Origin of the sequence: Pseudomonas sp. EA_65y_Pfl2_P78 (assembly GCF_963970495.1) — a bacterium.
GTDB classification, from domain to species: Bacteria; Pseudomonadota; Gammaproteobacteria; order Pseudomonadales; family Pseudomonadaceae; genus Aquipseudomonas; species Aquipseudomonas baetica_A.
Map to the genome: position 1 here is coordinate 37385 of NZ_CAXAON010000010.1, position 19346 is coordinate 56730.

The following is a 19346-nucleotide window of genomic DNA, read 5'->3' on the forward strand; positions in this document are numbered from 1 at the left end:
CATTGTGTTGCATTGGAGATCACTCCCCGCGAATGTACTGCTCCAGCTGTTTGATCAGCTCGGCCTGTTCGGCAATCGCCTCTTTCACCAGGTCACCAATCGACAGCAGCCCGATCAGTTTGCCGTCTTGCACCACCGGCAAGTGACGCAGGCGTTTGTCGGACATGATGCTCAGGCACGTGTCGACAGTCTGGTGAGTGTCCACCGTGATCACCGGCGAGACCATGATGTCGCGCACGGGCGTGCCCACCGATGAGCGGCCATGCAGCACCAGTTTGCGCGCGTAATCGCGTTCACTGATGATGCCCAGCACCTCATCGTTCTCCACCACCAGCAAGGCGCCGACGTTTTTCTCGGCCATCTTCATCAGCGCTTCGAGCACCATGTGATCAGGTTTGATCTGGTGTACTTCCTGATTTTTCTGATCTTTGAGCTTGAGCAGTTGGGCGACGGTCTTCATGGCAGTTACTCAGGTGTTGTCGTTGTTATCCAAGCATCGTAGACACTGGCGCTCAGGGCAAGGTGGCAAAGCGGCAGATAGCACGCAAAAAACGTCATTTGACGGTTTTTTCAGCGGTTGTCGGACATTTATCACAAGGGCCATGCCGTGCAATGCCGCGTAGAATGCCCCAGTGTTTCAATTTCTGAGGTTGCAGTGGTGGATTTACAGCAGGGCTTCGTCCTGACCCGGCATTGGCGCGATACCCCGGCCGGCACCGAAGTCGAGTTCTGGCTGGCGACCGATGCCGGGCCGCGCCGTGTGCGCCTTCCTCATCAGCCGTCAGTCGCGTTTATCCCCGCCGAGCAGCGCGAAGCCGCCGAACGTTTGCTGCATGACGAAAAGAATGTGGAACTGCGCCCGCTGGCCCTGCAGGATTTCGAACATCGTCCGGTACTGGGTCTGTATTGCCAGCAGCACGGCCAGTTGATGCGCCTGGAAACGGCGCTCAACCGCGCCGGCGTCGATGTCTTCGAGGCCGATGTGCGCCCACCGGAACGCTTTCTCATGGAACGCTTCATCACCGCCCCGGTGTGGTTCAACGGCACGCCCGATGCTGACGGCACGCTGCTCAACGCCCACCTCAAACCCGCCCCCGAATACCGGCCGAAACTGCGCCTGGTCTCGCTGGACATCGAAACCACCGAAACCGGCGAGCTGTATTCCATCGCCCTGGAAGGCTGCGGCGAGCGTCAGGTGTACATGCTCGGCACGGCGAACGGTGACGCCAGCATCGTCGACTTCGACCTCCAGTACTGCGACTCGCGTACGGTCATCTTGAAAGAACTCAATGACTGGTTCGCCCGCCACGACCCCGACGCAATCATCGGCTGGAACGTGGTGCAGTTCGACCTGCGCATCCTTCACGAACACGCGCGACGCCTCGGCGTACCGCTGAAGCTCGGCCGGGGCGGCGAGGAAATGCAGTGGCGCGAGCACGGCAGCCGCCATCATTATTTCGCCTCGGCAGCGGGGCGGCTGATCATTGATGGCATCGAATCCCTGCGCTCGGCGACCTGGAGTTTTCCTTCGTTCAGCCTGGAAAACGTCGCTCAGACATTGCTCGGCGAAGGCAAGTCCATCGACAACCCGTACCAACGCATGGACGAAATCAACCGCATGTTCGCCGAGGACAAACCGGCGCTGGCCAAATACAACCTTAAAGACTGCGAACTGGTCACGCGGATTTTCGCCAAGACCCAACTGCTGACCTTCTTGCTGGAGCGCGCCAGCGTGACCGGCCTGCCGGCGGATCGCAGCGGCGGCTCGGTGGCGGCGTTCACGCATTTGTACATGCCGTTGATGCACCGCCAAGGGTTTGTGGCGCCGAACCTGGGCACCAATGCGCCGCAAGCCAGCCCTGGCGGTTTTGTCATGGAGTCGCAGCCGGGGCTGTATGAGTCGGTGCTGGTGCTCGACTACAAAAGCCTTTATCCCTCGATCATCCGCACGTTTCTGATTGACCCGGTGGGGCTGATCGAAGGCTTGCAACATCCTGACGACGCCGACTCGGTGCCGGGTTTTCGTGGCGCCCGTTTCTCGCGCACCCGGCATTGCCTGCCGGCCATCGTCTCGCGTGTGGCTGAGGGGCGTGAGACTGCCAAACGCGAGCACAACGCGCCGTTGTCGCAGGCACTGAAGATCATCATGAACGCCTTCTACGGCGTGCTCGGCTCCAGCGGTTGCCGGTTCTTCGATACGCGGCTGGCGTCGTCGATCACCCTGCGCGGCCATGAAATCATGCTGCGTACACGCAAGCTGATCGAAGACCAGGGCCACGCGGTGATCTATGGCGACACCGACTCCACGTTTGTCTGGCTGCGTCGCCCCCACGGGCAGGAAGAGGCGGCAAGCATCGGGCAAGCGCTGGTCAAGCATGTCAACGACTGGTGGCGCGAGCACGTGCGTGACGAATACGGGCTGCAAAGCGCCCTCGAATTGCAGTTCGAGGTTCACTACAAACGCTTCCTGATGCCGACCATTCGTGGCGCGGAGGAGGGCAGCAAGAAGCGCTACGCCGGCCTGGTGAGCCGTGCCGACGGCAGCGAAGAAATGGTCTACAAAGGCCTTGAAACCGTGCGCACCGACTGGTCGCCGCTGGCCCGGCAATTTCAGCAGGAACTCTACGAGCGCATCTTCCAGCGCAAGCCGTATCAGGATTATGTGCGCGACTACGTGCGTAAAACCCTGGCCGGCGAATTCGATGATCGACTGGTCTACCGCAAGCGCCTGCGCCGCACCCTCGACGATTACGAGCGCAACGTACCGCCCCATGTGCGCGCCGCGCGGCTGGCCGATGATTACAACGCCCGGCACGGTCGGCCACGGCAATACCAGAACGGTGGCTGGATCAGTTACGTGATCACCCTGGCCGGGCCCGAACCGCTGGAAGTGCGCCGCGCCGCCATCGACTACGACCACTACATCAGCCGGCAACTGCAACCGGTGGCGGATGCGATTCTGCCGTTTGTCGACGACGATTTTTCAACCCTGATCGGGGGGCAACTGGGCCTGTTTTGAGTCCAGCAGTTGCAGCGTCCAGTCATCGAGGATGCCGTGGAAGTAGCGTTCCAGCGCCTGGTTGAACAGGCTGTCTTCAGCGGCGAACTGGGCAAACAGCGTCATCGAGGAGTGAAATTTCAAGTCATCGGGATGGCCGAAAATCTCCGCAATCGAACGCTGGCGCACATTCAGCACGAGCTGCGTACAAGTACGCAGCCGCGCGCCGAGCATCGGGTGCTCGAGATAAGCTCGCGCTTCTTCGGCGGTATCGATGGCGAAGCGCCGGGACATCTCACTGCCGCCCAAGCCTGCGAACTGCGGGAAGACAAACCACATCCAGTGGCTGCGCTTGCGGCCCTCAACGAGTTCGCGCTGGACCCGATCAAACACCGGGTCCTGGGCCTGGACGAAACGTTGCAGGTTGAACGGGTCGTTCTGATCTGTGCTTCTCATCGCAAAGCTCTCGCCGGTCGGCGGTGGCTCAGACCATGGCCAGCCGCTGCTTGCGCTTAGGCGCGTGAAACGCCTGGTCCAGCGCTGCCAGATCCCCGGCATCGAGTTGCAGTTGCGCCGCTTGTGCATTGAGTTGCACATGTTCCGGCCGCACCGCTTTAGGGATCGCTACCACGCCATCCTGACGCACAATCCACGCCAGCGAAACCTGCGCCGGGGTCACGTTGTGACGAGCGGCAATCTGCTTCAGTACCGGTTCTGCCAGCATCGCGCCGCCCTGACCGATCGGACAGTAGGCCATCAGCGGCATGTGTTGCTGTTGGCACCGGGGCAACAGGTCGAATTCGACGCCACGCGCTTGCAGGTTGTAGAGCACCTGATTGGTGGCGCACGCCGGATTGGCTAACTCTTGGAGGTCATCGACGTCAAAATTCGACACGCCCCAACGGCCGATCTTGCCGTCTTCGCGCAGGCGCTCGAAGGCTTCGACGGTTTCTTCCAGTGGATACTGGCCGCGCCAATGCAACAGATAGAGGTCGATGTAATCAGTGTCGAGCCGGCGCAGACTGCGCTCGCAGGCATGCGGAATGCCCTGGCGGCTGGCGTTGTGCGGGTAGACCTTGCTCACCAGAAACACCTGATCGCGAATACCGGCAATGGCTTCACCTACAACACTTTCGGCACCGCCCTCGGCATACATTTCGGCAGTGTCGATCAAGGTCATGCCCAGTTCAACGCCACTGCGCAGAGCCGCCACTTCATGCTTGTGTGCCGAGCGGTCTTCGCCCATGCGCCAGGTGCCCTGGCCAATCACCGGAACCTGCACGCCAGCCAATTCGAGGGTACGCATTCAAATCTCCTTTCTGAAAGGGTCGATACCTGTAGTGGGCAGCAGAATAGCCCAGCGGTTGCGTCCGGTTCCAGAAAGGAGAAGGGGGGATTACTTCGCGGAAAACTTCAATACCACGCTCTGCGTGTAGGCCTGCCCGGGATCCAGTCGCGTACTCGGGAAGTTCGCTTGGTTCGGCGAATCCGGGTAGTGCTGCGTCTCCAGGGTAAACGCGCCCCAATGCGGATAGACCTTGCCACCTTTGCCTTTGACCGTGCCGTCGAGGAAGTTGCTGGTGTAGAACTGCACGCCCGGTTCGCTGGTGAACAACTGCAAGTGCCGACCGGACTGCGCATCACTGACCTCAGCAGCGACTTTGCTCACGTCGCCCTGGGTATCCAGCGCCCAGTTGAAATCGAAGCCGCCCTGTTTGGGTTCCGCGAATTTGAGTTGCGGGTGATCAGCCTTGATGTGCGCTCCGATTGCCGTGGGCTGGGTGAAGTCCATCGGCGTGCCGGCCACTGGCGCCAGTTCGCCTGTCGGGATCAGCTTGGCGGTGACCGGGGTGTAATGGCTGGCATGCAGCGTCGCGACCTGCTTGAGGATGTCGCCATTGCCGGCGCCCGCGAGATTGAAGTAGCTGTGGTTGGTCAGGTTGAGTACGGTCGGTTTGTCGGTGCTGGCCTTGTAGTCGATGCGCAGTTCGTTGCTGTCGGTCAGGCGATAGGTCACTTCGGTGGTGAGGTTGCCGGGGAAGCCCATTTCACCGTCCGCCGACAGATAGGTGAGGGTCACGCCGACCGAATCCTTGTCTTTGGTTTCCTGCGCTTTCCAGACCTTCTTGTCGAAACCCTGAGGGCCGCCATGCAAGGCATTGGACTTGTCGTTTTGCGGCACTTGAAAGCGCTTGCCGTCGAGTTCAAACGCGCCGTCGGCCAGGCGATTGCCGAAGCGGCCGATGGTCGCGCCGAAGTAGGCGGTGCCTTTTTGGTAGCCCTGCACATCGTCGAAGCCCAGCACGACATCGTCGAATTTGCCGTGTTTGTCGGCCACCAACAGCGATTGCAGGGTCGCGCCGTAAGTGATGACGGTGGCTTGCATGCCATGGCTGTTGCGCAGGATGTATTGCTCGACGGGTGTACCGTCGTTGGTTTTGCCGAAGGCTTTATGTTCGGCGCTGAGGCCCGCCGCGTTGGCTGAGAGGGTGGCGATCATCAGGGACAGTCCGAGGCCGGAGAGCAGGTGACGGGATTGAAGCATGGTTGACCTTCCTTTTGTTGTTGTTTTCAGAATGTGGTAATAGTCATGCTATTTATGCTGCGAATGGGAATTTATAGCGGATTAAACGGTTATTGCAAAAATAAAGTCGGACTAAATTGTTATCCATGTCGCGCCGAAGGTCAGGAAACGCTGCCGGTATTGCACTTTTTCGCAATCAGCGGCTCTATCCATGGCCAGGATGCGGTGACTCCCGCCGCACAGGAATGTGCCTGTTCGAGAACTCATGCCGAGAGCTTTTCACCCCATCGTCCATTTTTTTCGTCGCCCGTGCCTGTTGCTGGCCTGTCTGTCGTCGCTGTTAGTCAGCGGTTGCACGCATCAGGACGGCAATGGCTTCATCGCTCAGATTCGCAACGGTCAACCGCAGGAGTTTCTGCAGACCAGCGTCGACCGCATGGCCACTTTGGCGATGCGCGACAACCTCAACAGCCTTTATCGCCTGATGGGCAAGCTGTACCTGCGCAACCCGGACGAGCTGCGCAAATCCGGTTTCCTCAACATCAACATCGCCGTGAAACAGGTACGCCTGGCCATTGAGCAGCAACAACCGTTGCCGGTGCTGGGTGGCCGAAAAGATCTGGCAGCGCTCAGTTATGCGATGAGCCCTGAGTTTCTCGGCGACCGCGTCGGCGCGTTCATCTATGCCATTGGCAGCATGCTGGTCACCGCGCACAACAATCGGGTCGAGTTCTACATGACCGATGCGATCAACCCGACCTTCGTCCACAACGCGGCGCGCAACATCGAAAAGGCCACGTGGATTCTGTCCCAGCGCCAGAACAAGGAAGGCCAGCCACTGCTGTTCTCCAACGAAATTTCGGAGGAGGGCAGCAACCTGAGCTTTGCCACCGAGTTCGGCAAAATCGTGGCGCGCCTCGATTTGCTCACACAGATGCTCGACGAGCGCTATCGGCGTATCGGCCTGAATTACGCCCAGAGTCTGCTGTTCCTGAATTTTTTGCCGGTGCAATAAGTCGTGTCGGGTCGCGTGAAGGTCGGGCTATTTGTATACAATCCTTCGCCATGTTTGCCTCAAAAGGAGCTGCACCTGTCATGACCGACCCCGCAAGCGCCGACTTCACCTGCGTCGACCGCACCGCCCGTGCCGACAAATTGCCTTATGCCGCGTTGCTGGCATTCGCCATGACCGGCTTCATTGCCATCCTCACCGAAACCCTGCCGGCTGGGTTATTGCCGCAAATCGGCGCCGGGCTGAACGTCAGTGAAGTGCTCGCCGGGCAACTGGTGACGCTGTATGCGCTGGGCTCGATTGTCGCGGCGATTCCGCTCACCGTCGCCACGCGCGGCTGGCCACGACGGCGGGTGCTGTTGATGACGGTGGGTGGGTTTTTGGTGTTCAACACCATCACCACCTTCTCCAGCCATTACGGGCTGACCCTGGCTTCGCGCTTTCTCGCCGGAATGGCGGCGGGGCTGTCGTGGGGGATCATGGCCGGTTACGCGCGCGGGATCGTGCCGGTGCAGCAACAGGGGCGGGCGCTGGCGATTGCCATGCTCGGCACGCCGGTGGCCTTGTCGCTGGGCACGCCGGCGGGCACCTGGCTGGGAAATCTGATTGGCTGGCGCGCCTCGTTCGGGATCATGTCGGCGCTGGCACTGGTGCTGGCGGCGTGGATCGTCATCGCCGTGCCGGACCGTCCGGGGCAGGTCAGTGCCGAACGCCTGCCTTTGCTCCAATCCCTGCGTCTGCCGGGCGTTCGTCCTGTGCTGTTCGTGGTGCTGACGTGGATGCTGGGGCACAACATTCTCTACACCTACATCTCGCCGTTTCTGATGCAGGCCGGCCTGGCCGAGCGGGTTGATCTGGTGCTGCTGGTGTTTGGCCTGTGTTCGCTGGGTGGGATCTGGATCATCGGCCTGCTGGTGGATCGCTGGCTGCGCTGGCTGACGCTGATCAGCCTGGCGGTGTTTGCCGTGACGGCGCTGGTGTTGGCCATCGCATCCCCGTCGCAGTGGCTGATTTACGCCTGCATGGCCGTGTGGGGCCTGTCGTTTGGTGGCTCGGCGACGTTGTTGCTGACGGCAGCGGCGGATTCGGCCGGCGATCATGTTGACGTGGTGCAAGCGATGCTCACCACCTCATGGAACATAGCGATTGCCGGTGGCGGATTGTTTGGCGGATTGCTGCTGGATCGGGCAGGGGCGATGTCGTTCCCATGGGCATTGCTGATCCTTTCGCTGATCGCATTGGCCACGGTGTGGATCAACAGCCATCACAGTTTCAAACAGGGTCGGCGGGTGCATTGATCTTTTAATCACCCCATCACCCTGTGGAGGCGGTGTAGCTGAAAGGCATAACGATAGACCGCATCGATATAGGTGGTTATAAGAAAAATCGCTATGCTGCGGCCATATTTTCCTGTCGTTTTTCTGGACGTCTTCATGGAATTGGCAAGTTTCGGCCTGGTGATCGCCGGGTTGGTGGTGGGTTTTATCGTCGGCATGACCGGTGTCGGCGGCGGTTCCTTGATGACCCCGATTCTGCTGTGGTTCGGCATCAACCCGGCGACGGCGGTGGGCACGGACCTGCTGTACGCGGCCATCACCAAATCCAGCGGCGTGCTCGTTCACAAAAAGAACAAGAACATCGACTGGGCCATCACCGGTTGGCTGACCCTGGGCAGCGTGCCGGCGGTGGTGTTGACCTTGTGGTTCCTCAGCACCTTGCACACCGCGCCGGATGCGATGAACGCCATCATCAAACAAGCCTTGGGTTTTGTGTTGTTCGCCACGGCACTGGCGATTTTCTTCAAGAAGCGCTTGCTGGATTTCGCCCATAAACGTGCCGGCGGCAACTACAACCCGAGCGGCTCGCGGCTGAATGTGATGACCGTGATCACCGGTTTGATCCTCGGCACCATGGTCGCCCTGACCTCGATCGGCGCCGGCGCCCTGGGCACTGTCGCGCTGTTTATCCTCTACCCACTGCTGCCGACCCGCCGTCTGGTCGGCACCGAAATCGCCCACGCCGTGCCGCTGACCCTCGTCGCAGGCCTAGGCCACGCGAGCATGGGCAACATGGATTGGGGCGTGCTGGGCTTTTTGCTGGTGGGTTCGCTGCCGGGCATCTGGCTTGGCAGCCACCTGACCGGACGCATCTCCGATGAAGTCTTGCGCCCGTGCCTGGCGACGATGCTGTTGCTGATCGGTTACAAACTGGCATTTTGATCCTTGATATGAGCGAAACCAGCCTGCATTGCGATGGCCGCATCGCCATTACTGTCGAACCCCGCGAAATGCGCATGAGCCATTGGCTGTATGCGCCGCTTGTGGTTGATCAGCAGCGTCAGCAGGTGTTGCTGGATCTGAGCGACAGCTTATGGGATCTGATCGGCACGGCGGACGAGACAGCCAGTGGCATCGACTTGCTCCTGCGCAAATATCCCGGTGATCAGCCCTCCGTGACGTTGAGTATTGATATCGACCGTGGCGTGCTCAAACTTGCCGATTGCCCGGTCGATGCGACGCAACTGCTGGCCGCTCTCGACACAGCGCTCTGCTGAACGGAGTTCAAGGCCCCGCCTGGAGACGGTTTGCATGCGGTTGACCTCCATTTCGTGGGCAGTACCGCCACCCTGACGCGCGCCTGAACGGTAATCAAATCGTCGTCACGATTGCGCCCGTGCGGTTGCGCAATGCCGGTCCTGACCTAAGCTTCTGACAAGGCGAAACATATTTGCCAGACACACCCGGAACAATCGCCACGATGCGCAATCAGTAGAGCGTGGATATCAAAAGGAGATGCGCATGCTCATCAGGTCACTGACCCTGACACTCTTGCTGGCGATTGCCGGCCCCTTGTTCGCCGCTGACAACGATTCGCCGATTGCCGCAGACATGGGGCGCGCCCGGCCGCTGATCGTGATCGCAAAAAGCACCGTCGACCCGGTGTGGGTGAGCCTGAAAAAGTCGCTTGAGGACCCTGCCAACAAAAAAGGCGTCGCCGACCGCAACATCAAGGTTTACACCATCCTCAACATGTCAGGCCAACTTGACGGCAAGGACATGGGCCAGCAAGACACCATGGCGCTGCTGCGCTCGCTGAAGCTGGGTGCCGGGGCCTATCCGAAAGTGTTCCTGGTGGGCAAGGACGGCGAAACCAAGCTTTCGGCGTCGGGGGATGAGGCGAAATCGGTGGACCTGAAGAAGATCTTCGAGACTATCGACGCCATGCCAATGGCTGAGAAGGAAGCGGCCGCCGCAGCCACCCAAGTGCCGGCCGCCAGCGAGCCTGAACCGGCCAAAGGTGCGAAAGGTGCCAAGCCAAGCAAGCCAGTCAAACCGAGCAAGCCGCCGCAAATGCCGGATGATTGATGGCATGGCCTGATTCAAAAAAATGGGCGACCGCTGCAGGTCGCCCATTTTTATTGCATGGCGTTTACACAAAACGTTGTGGAGAGGGATAAATCCCCTCTCCACAGATTTTGCATCAGTCAGTCAGAGCACTGAAAATCTCATGCGCAATCTTCACCCGTTCCGCATTCGGGTAATTCTTGTTCGCCAGAATCACGATGCCAAGATCCTTCGACGGCACAAACGCCACATACGCGCCAAAACCACCGGTCGCGCCGGTTTTGTTGTAGAGCACATTGGCCGGTTCAGGCTGTGGCGGGGTCAGCCATTTGACCTTGTGCGCCTCCATCGCCATCGGCGTCGAGTTGCCGTTCTGCAATTGAGCCAGGCTGATCGGGTAGGCATAACGCTCCCAGCCCAGGCCTTGGGTCATGTCGCCAACGGTGTAGTAACCGGTATGGGTCGCGGCGATGGCTTTTTGCAGCGGCGCTTCAAGGCTGGCCGGTTTCAGGTTGGCCTCTACGTAACGCAGCAGATCTGCTGCACTGGTTTTGATGCCGTAGGCTTCGGAATCCAGTGCGCCCGGACTGACCCGAACCGGTTGGTCTTTCTTGTCGTAACCCTGAGCGTAGAGCTTGGCTTCGGATGCCGGCACTTTGGTGTAGGTGTGCTTGAGGCCCAGTTGCGGTAGCAGGGTTTCACTCATGGCTTGATCAAACGGCTGGCCCAGACTTTTCGCCGTCAGATAACCGAACAACCCAAGGCTTGGATTGGAATACAGGCGATGGCTGCCCGCCGGATAATCCGGTTTCCACTGTTGGTAGTAGCCGAGCATCTTGTCAGCCGAGTCCGAATCGTTGGGGAATTGCAGCGGCAACCCGCCACCGCTGTAAGTGCCCAGTTGCAACACGTTGATGTTGTCGAAAGCGCTGCCTTTCAACTCCGGCCAAAGCTTGCTGGCCTTGGTCGACAGATCCAGTTTGCCCGTGGCCTGCGCGTAACCGGCGAGTGTCGCAGTGAAGGTTTTGCTCACCGATCCGACTTCGAACAGGGTGTTTTCGCTGACCTTCTGCCCGGTGTCTTTGGCGGCGACGCCGTAGTTAAAGTAATGCGCTTTGCCGTTGATGGTGAGGGCAACGGCCAGACCGGGGATGTTCTGCTGCTGCATGACGGGCGTGACGGCACCTTTGACCAGTGCTTGCAGTTGTTCGTCGGTTTGCGGCGCGGCCAGGCAGGCCGTGGCGCCAAAGAAAAGGCCGAAAGTACTGTAGGAAAAGAGTTTGGTCGAGTTGATTGAACGCATAAATGATCCACTCTCCGTGAGTGTTGATTGTTGTATCCCGCTACACTGCGGGCGATTTCCCGTCGGGCTACTGATAAGCGCCGCCAATTTAGGCACACCGAAGGCAATCGACAAACGACGAAATTTCGCATGAGCCATTAGAAAAATTTGGGGCAGGGCATGATTCGACCGCAATTGCCGCTCAACGCGTTACGCGCTTTCGAGGCTTCAGCACGTCATTTGAGCTTCACCCGCGCGGCTGTGGAACTGTGCGTGACCCAAGCGGCCGTCAGTCATCAGGTCAAAAGCCTTGAGGCGCAGCTTAATGTAACCCTGTTCAAACGCCTGCCTCGTGGGCTGATGCTGACCAGTGAAGGCGAAACCTTGTTGCCGGTGTTGAGCACCTCATTCGATCACATCGCGCAGATTCTCGAACGCCTCGCCGGGGGGCAGTATCGCGAAGTGTTGACCGTCGGCGCGGTGGGGACGTTCGCTGTGGGCTGGCTGTTGCCGAGGCTGACGGACTTTCGGGCGAAACATCCGCTCATAGATTTACGGCTGTCGACAAACAACAATCGCGTGGACGTCGCTGCCGAAGGGCTGGATTACGCAGTCCGGTTTGGCGCCGGGGCGTGGCACGGTATTGAGGCGGCCCGCTTGCTCGATGCGCCGCTGTCGGTGTTGTGTGTGCCGGAAATCGCCCGACAATTGCATGCGCCGGGGGATCTCTTGCAGCAGACGTTACTGCGTTCCTACCGAACGGATGAATGGTCGGAATGGTTTCAAACGGCGGGTCTGGCGACTCAGGCGGCGCCGCCGCAGAGCATTGTGTTCGATTCGTCCCTGGCGATGATGGAAGCGGCGTTGCAGGGCTGTGGGGTGGCGTTGGCGCCGCCCCTGATGTTCGCCCGGCAATTGGCGGCAGAGGCGATTTGTCAGCCGTTTGCGATCGAGATCACCACGGGGAGTTATTGGCTGACGCGATTGCAATCACGACCAGAGACCGCGGCGATGCTGGCGTTCAAGGACTGGTTGCTACAACTCTCAGGTCAGCCCTGAACCCTTGAGGGCTTGCTCGCTCCCACCTTTGGCGTGTGGCGGGCTTGAAAATCAGCGCAGCAGACACGGCCGCTTGTTATCGAATTTCCATCCCGGAATCAGGAATTGCATGGCCACGCTGTCATCCCGCGCACCCAGGCCCATGCCTCTATAGCGTTCGTGAGCCTTGGCCACTTGATCCATGTCCAGTTCCACACCCAGCCCGGGTTTCTTCGGCACCTGCACGCAGCCGTCGACAATCTGTAGCGGTGCCTTGGTCAGGCGCTGGCCGTCCTGCCAGATCCAGTGGGTGTCGATGGCGGTGATTTCACCCGGTGCTGCCGCCGCCACATGGGTGAACATGGCCAGCGAAATATCAAAGTGATTGTTGGAGTGCGAGCCCCAGGTCAGGCCCCACTCATGGCACATCTGCGCCACGCGTACCGAGCCTTGCATGGTCCAGAAATGCGGGTCAGCCAACGGGATGTCGACCGATTGCAACTGGATCGCATGGCCCATCTCGCGCCAGTCGGTGGCAATCATGTTGGTGGCGGTTTTAAGCCCGGTGGCGCGGCGAAACTCGGCCATCACTTCCCGGCCCGAATAGCCATTTTCCGCTCCGCACGGGTCTTCGGCATAGGCCAGAACGTGATGCTGATCGCGGCACAAACGGATCGCTTCCTTAAGCGACCACGCGCCGTTCGGGTCAAGGGTGATCCGTGCCTCGGGGAAGCGCTCGGCCAGCGCTGTCACCGCTTCTATTTCCGCGTCACCGCTGAGCACACCGCCCTTGAGTTTGAAGTCCTTGAAGCCGTATCTGGCATGGGCCGCTTCGGCCAGGCGCACCACCGATTCAGCGGTCATGGCTTTCTCGTGACGCACACGGAACCAGTCGTTATCGGCGTCCGGTTCGCTGCGATAGGCAAGGTCGGTTTCGTGCTGATCGCCGACGTAGAACAGGTAGCCGAGCATCTTCACTTCTTCACGTTGCTGACCTTCGCCGAGCAGCGCTGCGACCGGTACGTCGAGGTGTTGGCCGAGCAGGTCGAGCAGGGCGGCTTCCAGGCCGGTGACCGCGTGGATGGTGATGCGCAGGTCGAAAGTTTGCAGGCCCCGGCCGCCGGCATCGCGGTCGGCAAAGGTCTGGCGCACCTGATTGAGGATCTTCTGATACGTACCGATAGGGCTGCCGATCACCAGGCTGCGCGCGTCTTCCAGTGTCTGGCGAATGCGTTCGCCACCGGGTACTTCGCCCACGCCGGTGTGGCCGGCGTTGTCTTTGAGAATGACGATGTTGCGGGTGAAAAACGGCCCATGGGCGCCGCTCAGGTTGAGCAGCATGCCGTCGTGGCCGGCCACCGGGATGACTTGCATATCAGTGATGACCGGGGCTTTGGCGGTGTCGTTTACGTTCATTGTTTTATCCTTGAAAACAGAAAGTCAGGCGTGCTTCGGCGTGGTATCGGCCACGGCGGCAACACTGGCGGGTTTCGCTGAGGTGCGGGCGAAGAACACGATGATCGCGGCGATGATCGAGGTCGCGGCCAACCCATAGAGGCCGCCCTGAATCGAGCCGGTGTGTTGTTCCAGCAGGCCGAACGTGGTCGGCGCGACGAAGCCGCCGAGGTTGCCCACTGAATTGATCAGCGCAATCACCGGCGCGGCAATCCGCGCATCCAGATAGGCCTGGGGAATCGGCCAGAAGAGGGACGAGGCGGATTTGAAACCCAGCGCTGCAAAACAGATCGCGACGAAGGCGAAGACCGGCCCGCCGGTGGTGGACATGAACATCCCCGCCGCAGCGATCAACAGTGCCGTGGCGACCCATGCCTGCTGGTGCTTCCACTTGGCGCAGAGGGACGCGAAGGCATACATGCCGACAATCGACAGCAGCCACGGAATCGAGTTGAACAGCCCGACCTGGAGGTCGCTCATCTCGCCCATTTTCTTGATGATGCTCGGCAACCAGAAAGTCGCGGCGTAGATCGTCAGTTGAATGAAGAAGTAGATCAGGCAGAACAGAATGATCTGCCGGTCCTTGAGCAGTGTGCCCATCGATGGACGCAGGGGCGTGGCCGCTTCGCGGGCCTTCTGTTCGTCGTCAATGGCGGTGACCAATGCGTCCTGCTCGGCGCGGGTCAGCCATTTGGCGTCATGGGGCTTGGCGTCGAGCCAGAACCAGACGAACACGCACAGGCACACCGAAAACATCCCCTCAATGAAGTACATCCATTGCCAGCCGTGCATACCCAGCCCGTTGATTTGCAGGAGCAGACCGGACAGCGGGCCGGAGATCAGCGAGGCGAGCGCCGAACCGCTGAGGAAGATCGCAATCGCTTTGCCGCGTTCGACACCCGGTAGCCAGCGGGTGAAGTAGTAGATCACCCCGGGAAAGAACCCGGCCTCAGCCACGCCGAGCAAAAAACGCAAAATGTAGAAATGGGTTTCGGTCTGGATGAATGCCATGCCGGCGGCGACCAGGCCCCAGGTGAGCATGATCCGGGTCAGCCAGATTCGCGCGCCGACTTTCTGCAGCAGCATGTTGGAGGGGACTTCGAACAGCGCATAGCCGATGAAAAACAGGCCGGCGCCGAAGCCGTAAGCGGCGGCACCAATGCCCAGGTCGTGCTCCATGTGGGTGCGGACAAATCCGATGTTCACCCGGTCAATGTAATTGACGATGAACATGATCACGAAGAGCGGCAGGACGTGGCGTTTGACTTTCGAGATGGCGGACGAAAGCGTTGAGTCGACGCTTTCGCTCATCCCCGAGACGGAGGTTTTCACTTGGTTTGCTCCCACTGATTATTTTTATGCGGGTAGGGCTGGGTACGGCGTTGTTGATAGACATCATACAACTGCGATTTTTTGTCCTACAAGTGGCAGGGATGATTTTATTGCTCTGGATGACGGGGTTTTTATGCTTTTATGGATTTTAACCCTGTTTTTGTTACTTTTTTTACAGTGGCGATTTCATGGGGACGCGATCAAAATTGCGTGAAGTCGATAGCGAACCCCGCAGATTATTAATAGATATTGAGTGTTGTCATACAAGTAGGTGGGTTTTTCAGCGCTAGAATCAATCCCGTCATAGGCCTGTGCAGTGCTACGATCCGCCCGTCCGCTCACTGGAACCGACCATGCAAGAAGACCTCGACGCCCCTGCCCGCAAACGTGCGCACAACCTGGCCCATGATCTGGTGGAGAAGCTCACCCAGAGCATCCTGCACGGACAAATGTCGCCCGGCGACAAGCTGCCATCGGAGAACGCCATCGTTCAGGAACATGGTGTGAGTCGCACGGTGGTGCGCGAGGCGATCTCCAGATTGCAGGCCTCGGGATGGGTCGAAACGCGCCACGGCATTGGTACGTTCGTGATCGAGCGTGCGCCGGAGCAGGGATTGCGGCTCAATGTCGACACGGCACTCGGTGTGCGCAGCATGCTTGAGTTGCGCATGGGGCTGGAATCGCAAGCGGCGGCATTGGCGGCGCAACGGCGTACCGAGCAGCAGTTGCTGCAGATGCGCAAAGCGCTGGATGACTATCAGCGCCAACTTGCCAATAACGACAGTTGTGTCGAGGCCGACCGGCGCTTTCACCTGCTGATCGCCGAGGCCACTGGCAATGTCTGCTTCAGTGAGATCATGCAGCACTTGGGCAGCGCGATGATTCCGCGTCATCGACTGAATGCGGCCGAGCGTGGGGCGGCGGATCTGAGCAAACTCGGGCAGTTGGCGAATCTGGAGCACGAGGCAATTCTGAGCGCGATCAAGCGTCAGGATGCGGACGCTGCGCGTGCCGCGATGTGGCTGCACCTGACCAATAGTCGGGATCGGTTTTGCGCGCAGGGTTGATTGGCGCAGGCTGCGGGCCTCAATTCACATCGCGCATCAACAACCCAAAGCGCAAGTCCACCGTATCCGGAATCGGCACATACACCGTGTGCCCATCCCCCGGTGCGACCTCGATCGCCTGCCCTTTGAGGTTTTGCAGTTCATGCAGATCAAAATGAAAATTGCCCTTGGGCGTCATCAGTTCCAGATGATCACCCAGAGCGAAACGGTTCTTCACCTTGACCTGCGCCAGACGATCACGCCGCTCGCCGGTCAACTCCCCAACAAACTGCTGACGCTGCGACACCGAACTGCCGTTCTGATAATTCTGGTATTCGTCATGCACATGCCGGCGCAGGAAACCTTCGGTGTAGCCGCGCTGGGCCAGTGACTCCAGATCGGTCATCAGGCTGCGATCAAACTCACGGCCGGCCACTGCATCGTCAATTGCCCGGCGATATACCTGGGTGGTGCGGGCGCAATAGAAGTGCGATTTGGTTCGGCCTTCGATCTTCAATGAATGCACGCCCATGCGTGTCAGGCGCTCGACGTGCTGCACCGCGCGCAGGTCCTTGGCATTCATGATGTAAGTGCCGTGCTCGTCTTCGAAAGCGGGCATCAACTCATCCGGACGGTTGGCTTCCTGCAACAGGAACACTTGATCGGTCGGGGTGCCAATGCCCAGCGTCGGTTCGGGCTGGAAGGTCTGCACGATCTCGCCGAGCTGATTCTCGGAGGCCTCTTGCGCCGAATATTTCCAGCGGCAAGCGTTGGTGCAAGTGCCCTGATTGGCGTCGCGTTTGTTCATGTAACCCGACAGCAGGCAACGGCCGGAATAAGCCATGCACAGCGCGCCGTGAACGAAAACTTCCAGCTCCATGCCGGGCACTTGCTCGCGAATCTCGCCAATTTCCTCCAGCGACAATTCCCGCGAGAGGATGATCCGGCTCAGCCCCTGCTGTTGCCAGAACTCAACGCTCGCCCAGTTCACGGTGTTGGCCTGTACCGACAAGTGAATCGGCATCTGCGGGAAATGCCGACGCACCAGCATGATCAGCCCGGGGTCGGACATGATCAGTGCGTCCGGTGCCATTTCAATCACCGGCGCCAGGTCCTTGAGAAAGGTCTTGAGCTTGGCGTTGTGCGGCGCGATGTTGACCACCACGTAGAAGCGCTTGCCCTGTGCCTGAGCCTCACGAATGCCCAGCGCCAGATTGGCGTGGTCGAACTCGTTGTTGCGCACGCGCAGGCTGTAGCGCGGTTGGCCGGCATACACCGCATCGGCGCCGTAGGCGAAGGCGTAACGCATGTTTTTCAGGGTGCCGGCGGGAGCGAGCAGTTCCGGGGTGGTGAGGTCTGGCATCAGGGGCATGGCGGCATCGGTCGCAAAAGCGCGGCAGGGTAATGCGGATGAAATCGGGGTTTATTGATCTGGATCTACGTTTGGGGCTGTGAGGCTGCGCAGGCACCGCAGCGAGGCGCCATGAATAAAGATGGCACTCGCGCACGCCCCGGCTGACTAAGGTTTGGGGCGTGCATGACGCCTGACTGACATGGACCGGACATGAACGTAAAAAGTCTTCAATTCAAATCCCTGACGGTGCTGTTGGTGCTGGTCACGGTGGCCTTTATCTGGATTCTGCTGCCGTTTTATGGCGCGGTGTTCTGGGCGGTGATCCTGGGCATTCTGTTTGCGCCGATGCAACGCAAGTTGCAGGGGAAATTCGGCTGGCAGCGCAATGTCACCTCGCTGTGTACGTTGAGCATCTGTCTGGTGATCGCGATTCTGCCGGTGATCATCCTCAGTGTGTTGCTGGTGCAGGAAGGCGCGACGCTTTACAAGAATATCGAAAGCGGCGAGCTGGACATCGCGGCCTATCTGGCGCAGTTCAAACACAGCCTGCCGCAATACTTCCAGCATCTGCTCGACCGCTTTGGCATGGGTGAACTCAATGCCCTGCGCGAAAAAATCGTCAAAGCGGCGATGCAGGGCAGTCAGGTACTGGCGACCCAGGCCTTCAGTTTTGGCCAGGGCACGTTCGAGTTCGTGGTGAGTTTCTTCGTCATGCTGTACTTGCTGTTTTTCTTTCTGCGTGACGGTGCGGAGCTGGTGCGCAAGGTACGCATTGCGATTCCGCTGGAAGAGCATCAAAAGCGTCGTTTGCAACTGAAGTTCAACCGGGTCGTGCGGGCCACGGTAAAGGGCAATCTGGTCGTCGCGATCACGCAAGGCGCGTTGGGCGGAGCGATTTTCTGGTTTCTCGACATACCCAGCGCGTTGCTGTGGGCGGTGTTGATGGCGTTTCTATCGCTGTTGCCGGCGGTGGGAGCGGGGATTGTCTGGGCGCCGGTGGCGGTTTATTTCTTGCTCAGCGGGATGATCTGGCAGGGCGTGGTGCTGGGGTTATTCGGGGTGTTTGTGATCGGTCTGGTCGACAACGTGCTGCGGCCGGTCCTGGTGGGCAAGGACACTCGCATGCCGGACTACTTGATCCTGATTTCGACGCTGGGCGGTCTGGCAGTTTTCGGTCTGAACGGGTTTGTGATCGGGCCGTTGATTGCAGCGCTGTTCATGTCGAGCTGGGCGCTGTTCGTCGAGACCAAGCCCAAGGTGCAGCTACCCTAGGCTTGAAACGGGTTGCTGGCGATCTGTTGCGACAAGGCCTGCGCCGCTGGCAAGGATGTCAGTGGGCCGCTGATCGGCTCGCCGTCGCGCACCAGATACCAACAGGCGAGCAAGCCCGACTCTCTGAGTGGTGCGGGAACGGCGCTGCCGATGACCGACATGATTTGAACCTGAGCCATGACTGAAACCTCCATCAAACGATGGGGCCACCTTAGGCATTCGTGGTTCTCAGGGACAATCAACGCTTTTGATAGTGGACATTGATAACAGTGAGGGCTGCTTCAGTCGACAACCTGGTCGAGCATGTGCACCACTTCGCGCTCATTGAGCAGCCCCTTGTGCACAAGGTTCTCGGCCAGCAGCGAAAGAAACTTGGCGCAGCGGTGGCCTTCCAGGTGCTTGAGTTCGGTCAGCGCGCTGTACACCTTGCTTGAGGTGCACAGGCCGACGACGCGGTGCGGGTTTTGTGTAGGCATACAATCGTCCTTGTTGTTATCAACCTGTTGTTTACGGACGGATTCAGATTGCGGTTCCGTCATGACAAAAAGATGACCGTTTTATGGGGGCGCCGATGACGGTCAAGTCAATCATGCCGACTTTAGCTGTTGAAGCTGTCCTCACAGCGACCTTGGCGAGATTTTTTCAGACGCGGGCGACCGACGGTCATAAAAAAGCCCCGCTATAAAAGC

General features: G+C 59.4%; 19 protein-coding genes. 9 read left to right on the forward strand and 10 right to left on the reverse strand.

What is annotated here, in order from left to right:
* Positions 1-19 precede the first annotated feature (19 nt).
* Entirely contained in the window at positions 20-460 is a 441-nt protein-coding gene (locus tag AACY02_RS10850; protein WP_339431936.1) for a CBS domain-containing protein, read from the reverse strand.
* Between the two features lie 198 nt (positions 461-658).
* On the opposite strand from AACY02_RS10850, the gene AACY02_RS10855 reads away from it, so the two are divergent.
* Positions 659-3019, forward strand: coding sequence for a DNA polymerase II (locus tag AACY02_RS10855; protein ID WP_339431937.1), 2361 nt, complete (start codon positions 659-661; stop codon positions 3017-3019).
* Here the strand turns inward: AACY02_RS10855 and AACY02_RS10860 are convergent.
* From AACY02_RS10860 to AACY02_RS10870, 3 genes are all read right to left on the reverse strand, one after another.
* Entirely contained in the window at positions 2984-3454 is a 471-nt protein-coding gene (locus tag AACY02_RS10860) for a DUF1810 domain-containing protein (RefSeq protein WP_339431938.1), read from the reverse strand. The two genes, AACY02_RS10855 and AACY02_RS10860, sit on opposite strands and share 36 nt — an antisense overlap.
* A gap of 28 nt (positions 3455-3482) precedes the next feature.
* The gene (locus AACY02_RS10865) at positions 3483-4304 is read right to left on the reverse strand and encodes an aldo/keto reductase (protein WP_339431939.1); all 822 of its coding nucleotides are present in this window, start codon (positions 4302-4304) and stop codon (positions 3483-3485) included.
* Between the two features lie 90 nt (positions 4305-4394).
* Positions 4395-5543, reverse strand: coding sequence for an aldose epimerase family protein (locus AACY02_RS10870; RefSeq protein WP_339431940.1), 1149 nt, complete (start codon positions 5541-5543; stop codon positions 4395-4397).
* A 244-nt stretch (positions 5544-5787) separates the two neighbouring features.
* On the opposite strand from AACY02_RS10870, the gene AACY02_RS10875 reads away from it, so the two are divergent.
* The 5 genes from AACY02_RS10875 (at position 5788) to AACY02_RS10895 (ending at position 9899) form a co-directional block, all read left to right on the forward strand.
* Positions 5788-6537, forward strand: coding sequence for a hypothetical protein (locus AACY02_RS10875; protein WP_339431941.1), 750 nt, complete (start codon positions 5788-5790; stop codon positions 6535-6537).
* 80 nt (positions 6538-6617) lie between these two features.
* Complete coding sequence (locus AACY02_RS10880; RefSeq protein WP_339431942.1) at positions 6618-7832, forward strand: MFS transporter; 1215 nt, start codon at positions 6618-6620, stop codon at positions 7830-7832.
* Between the two features lie 135 nt (positions 7833-7967).
* On the forward strand, positions 7968-8753 hold the full coding sequence (locus AACY02_RS10885) for a sulfite exporter TauE/SafE family protein (RefSeq protein WP_339431943.1): 786 nt from the start codon (positions 7968-7970) through the stop codon (positions 8751-8753).
* A gap of 8 nt (positions 8754-8761) precedes the next feature.
* On the forward strand, positions 8762-9088 hold the full coding sequence (locus tag AACY02_RS10890; RefSeq protein ID WP_339431944.1) for a hypothetical protein: 327 nt from the start codon (positions 8762-8764) through the stop codon (positions 9086-9088).
* Positions 9089-9332: 244 nt separating this feature from the next.
* On the forward strand, positions 9333-9899 hold the full coding sequence (locus AACY02_RS10895) for a DUF4174 domain-containing protein (protein ID WP_339431945.1): 567 nt from the start codon (positions 9333-9335) through the stop codon (positions 9897-9899).
* Between the two features lie 115 nt (positions 9900-10014).
* On the opposite strand, the gene ampC is transcribed toward AACY02_RS10895, so the two are convergent.
* Entirely contained in the window at positions 10015-11181 is a 1167-nt protein-coding gene (gene ampC / locus AACY02_RS10900; RefSeq protein WP_339431946.1) for a class C beta-lactamase, read from the reverse strand.
* Positions 11182-11340: 159 nt separating this feature from the next.
* Here ampC and AACY02_RS10905 point away from each other — a divergent pair, with 159 nt between their 5' ends.
* On the forward strand, positions 11341-12219 hold the full coding sequence (locus tag AACY02_RS10905; RefSeq protein ID WP_339431947.1) for a LysR family transcriptional regulator: 879 nt from the start codon (positions 11341-11343) through the stop codon (positions 12217-12219).
* 51 nt (positions 12220-12270) lie between these two features.
* Here the strand turns inward: AACY02_RS10905 and gudD are convergent, their stop codons facing one another.
* Entirely contained in the window at positions 12271-13614 is a 1344-nt protein-coding gene (gene gudD / locus AACY02_RS10910; RefSeq protein ID WP_339431948.1) for a glucarate dehydratase, read from the reverse strand.
* 24 nt (positions 13615-13638) lie between these two features.
* Entirely contained in the window at positions 13639-14985 is a 1347-nt protein-coding gene (locus AACY02_RS10915) for an MFS transporter (RefSeq protein ID WP_339431949.1), read from the reverse strand.
* Positions 14986-15338: 353 nt separating this feature from the next.
* Between AACY02_RS10915 and AACY02_RS10920 the strand changes: the two genes are divergently transcribed.
* A complete protein-coding gene (locus AACY02_RS10920) occupies positions 15339-16052 on the forward strand; it encodes a FadR/GntR family transcriptional regulator (RefSeq protein ID WP_339431950.1) in 714 nt (237 codons plus the stop codon).
* Between the two features lie 19 nt (positions 16053-16071).
* Here AACY02_RS10920 and trhP read toward each other — a convergent pair whose 3' ends face one another.
* Positions 16072-17394, reverse strand: coding sequence for a prephenate-dependent tRNA uridine(34) hydroxylase TrhP (gene trhP, locus AACY02_RS10925; protein WP_339432016.1), 1323 nt, complete (start codon positions 17392-17394; stop codon positions 16072-16074).
* A gap of 201 nt (positions 17395-17595) precedes the next feature.
* On the opposite strand from trhP, the gene AACY02_RS10930 reads away from it, so the two are divergent.
* Positions 17596-18657, forward strand: coding sequence for an AI-2E family transporter (locus AACY02_RS10930; protein ID WP_339431951.1), 1062 nt, complete (start codon positions 17596-17598; stop codon positions 18655-18657).
* Here AACY02_RS10930 and AACY02_RS10935 read toward each other — a convergent pair.
* Positions 18654-18836 (reverse strand): hypothetical protein, encoded by a 183-nt coding sequence (locus tag AACY02_RS10935; RefSeq protein ID WP_339431952.1) that lies wholly within the window; start codon positions 18834-18836, stop codon positions 18654-18656. The genes AACY02_RS10930 and AACY02_RS10935 overlap by 4 nt on opposite strands.
* Positions 18837-18938: 102 nt before the next feature.
* Positions 18939-19133, reverse strand: coding sequence for a hypothetical protein (locus tag AACY02_RS10940; RefSeq protein WP_221730466.1), 195 nt, complete (start codon positions 19131-19133; stop codon positions 18939-18941).
* Positions 19134-19346 lie beyond the last annotated feature (213 nt).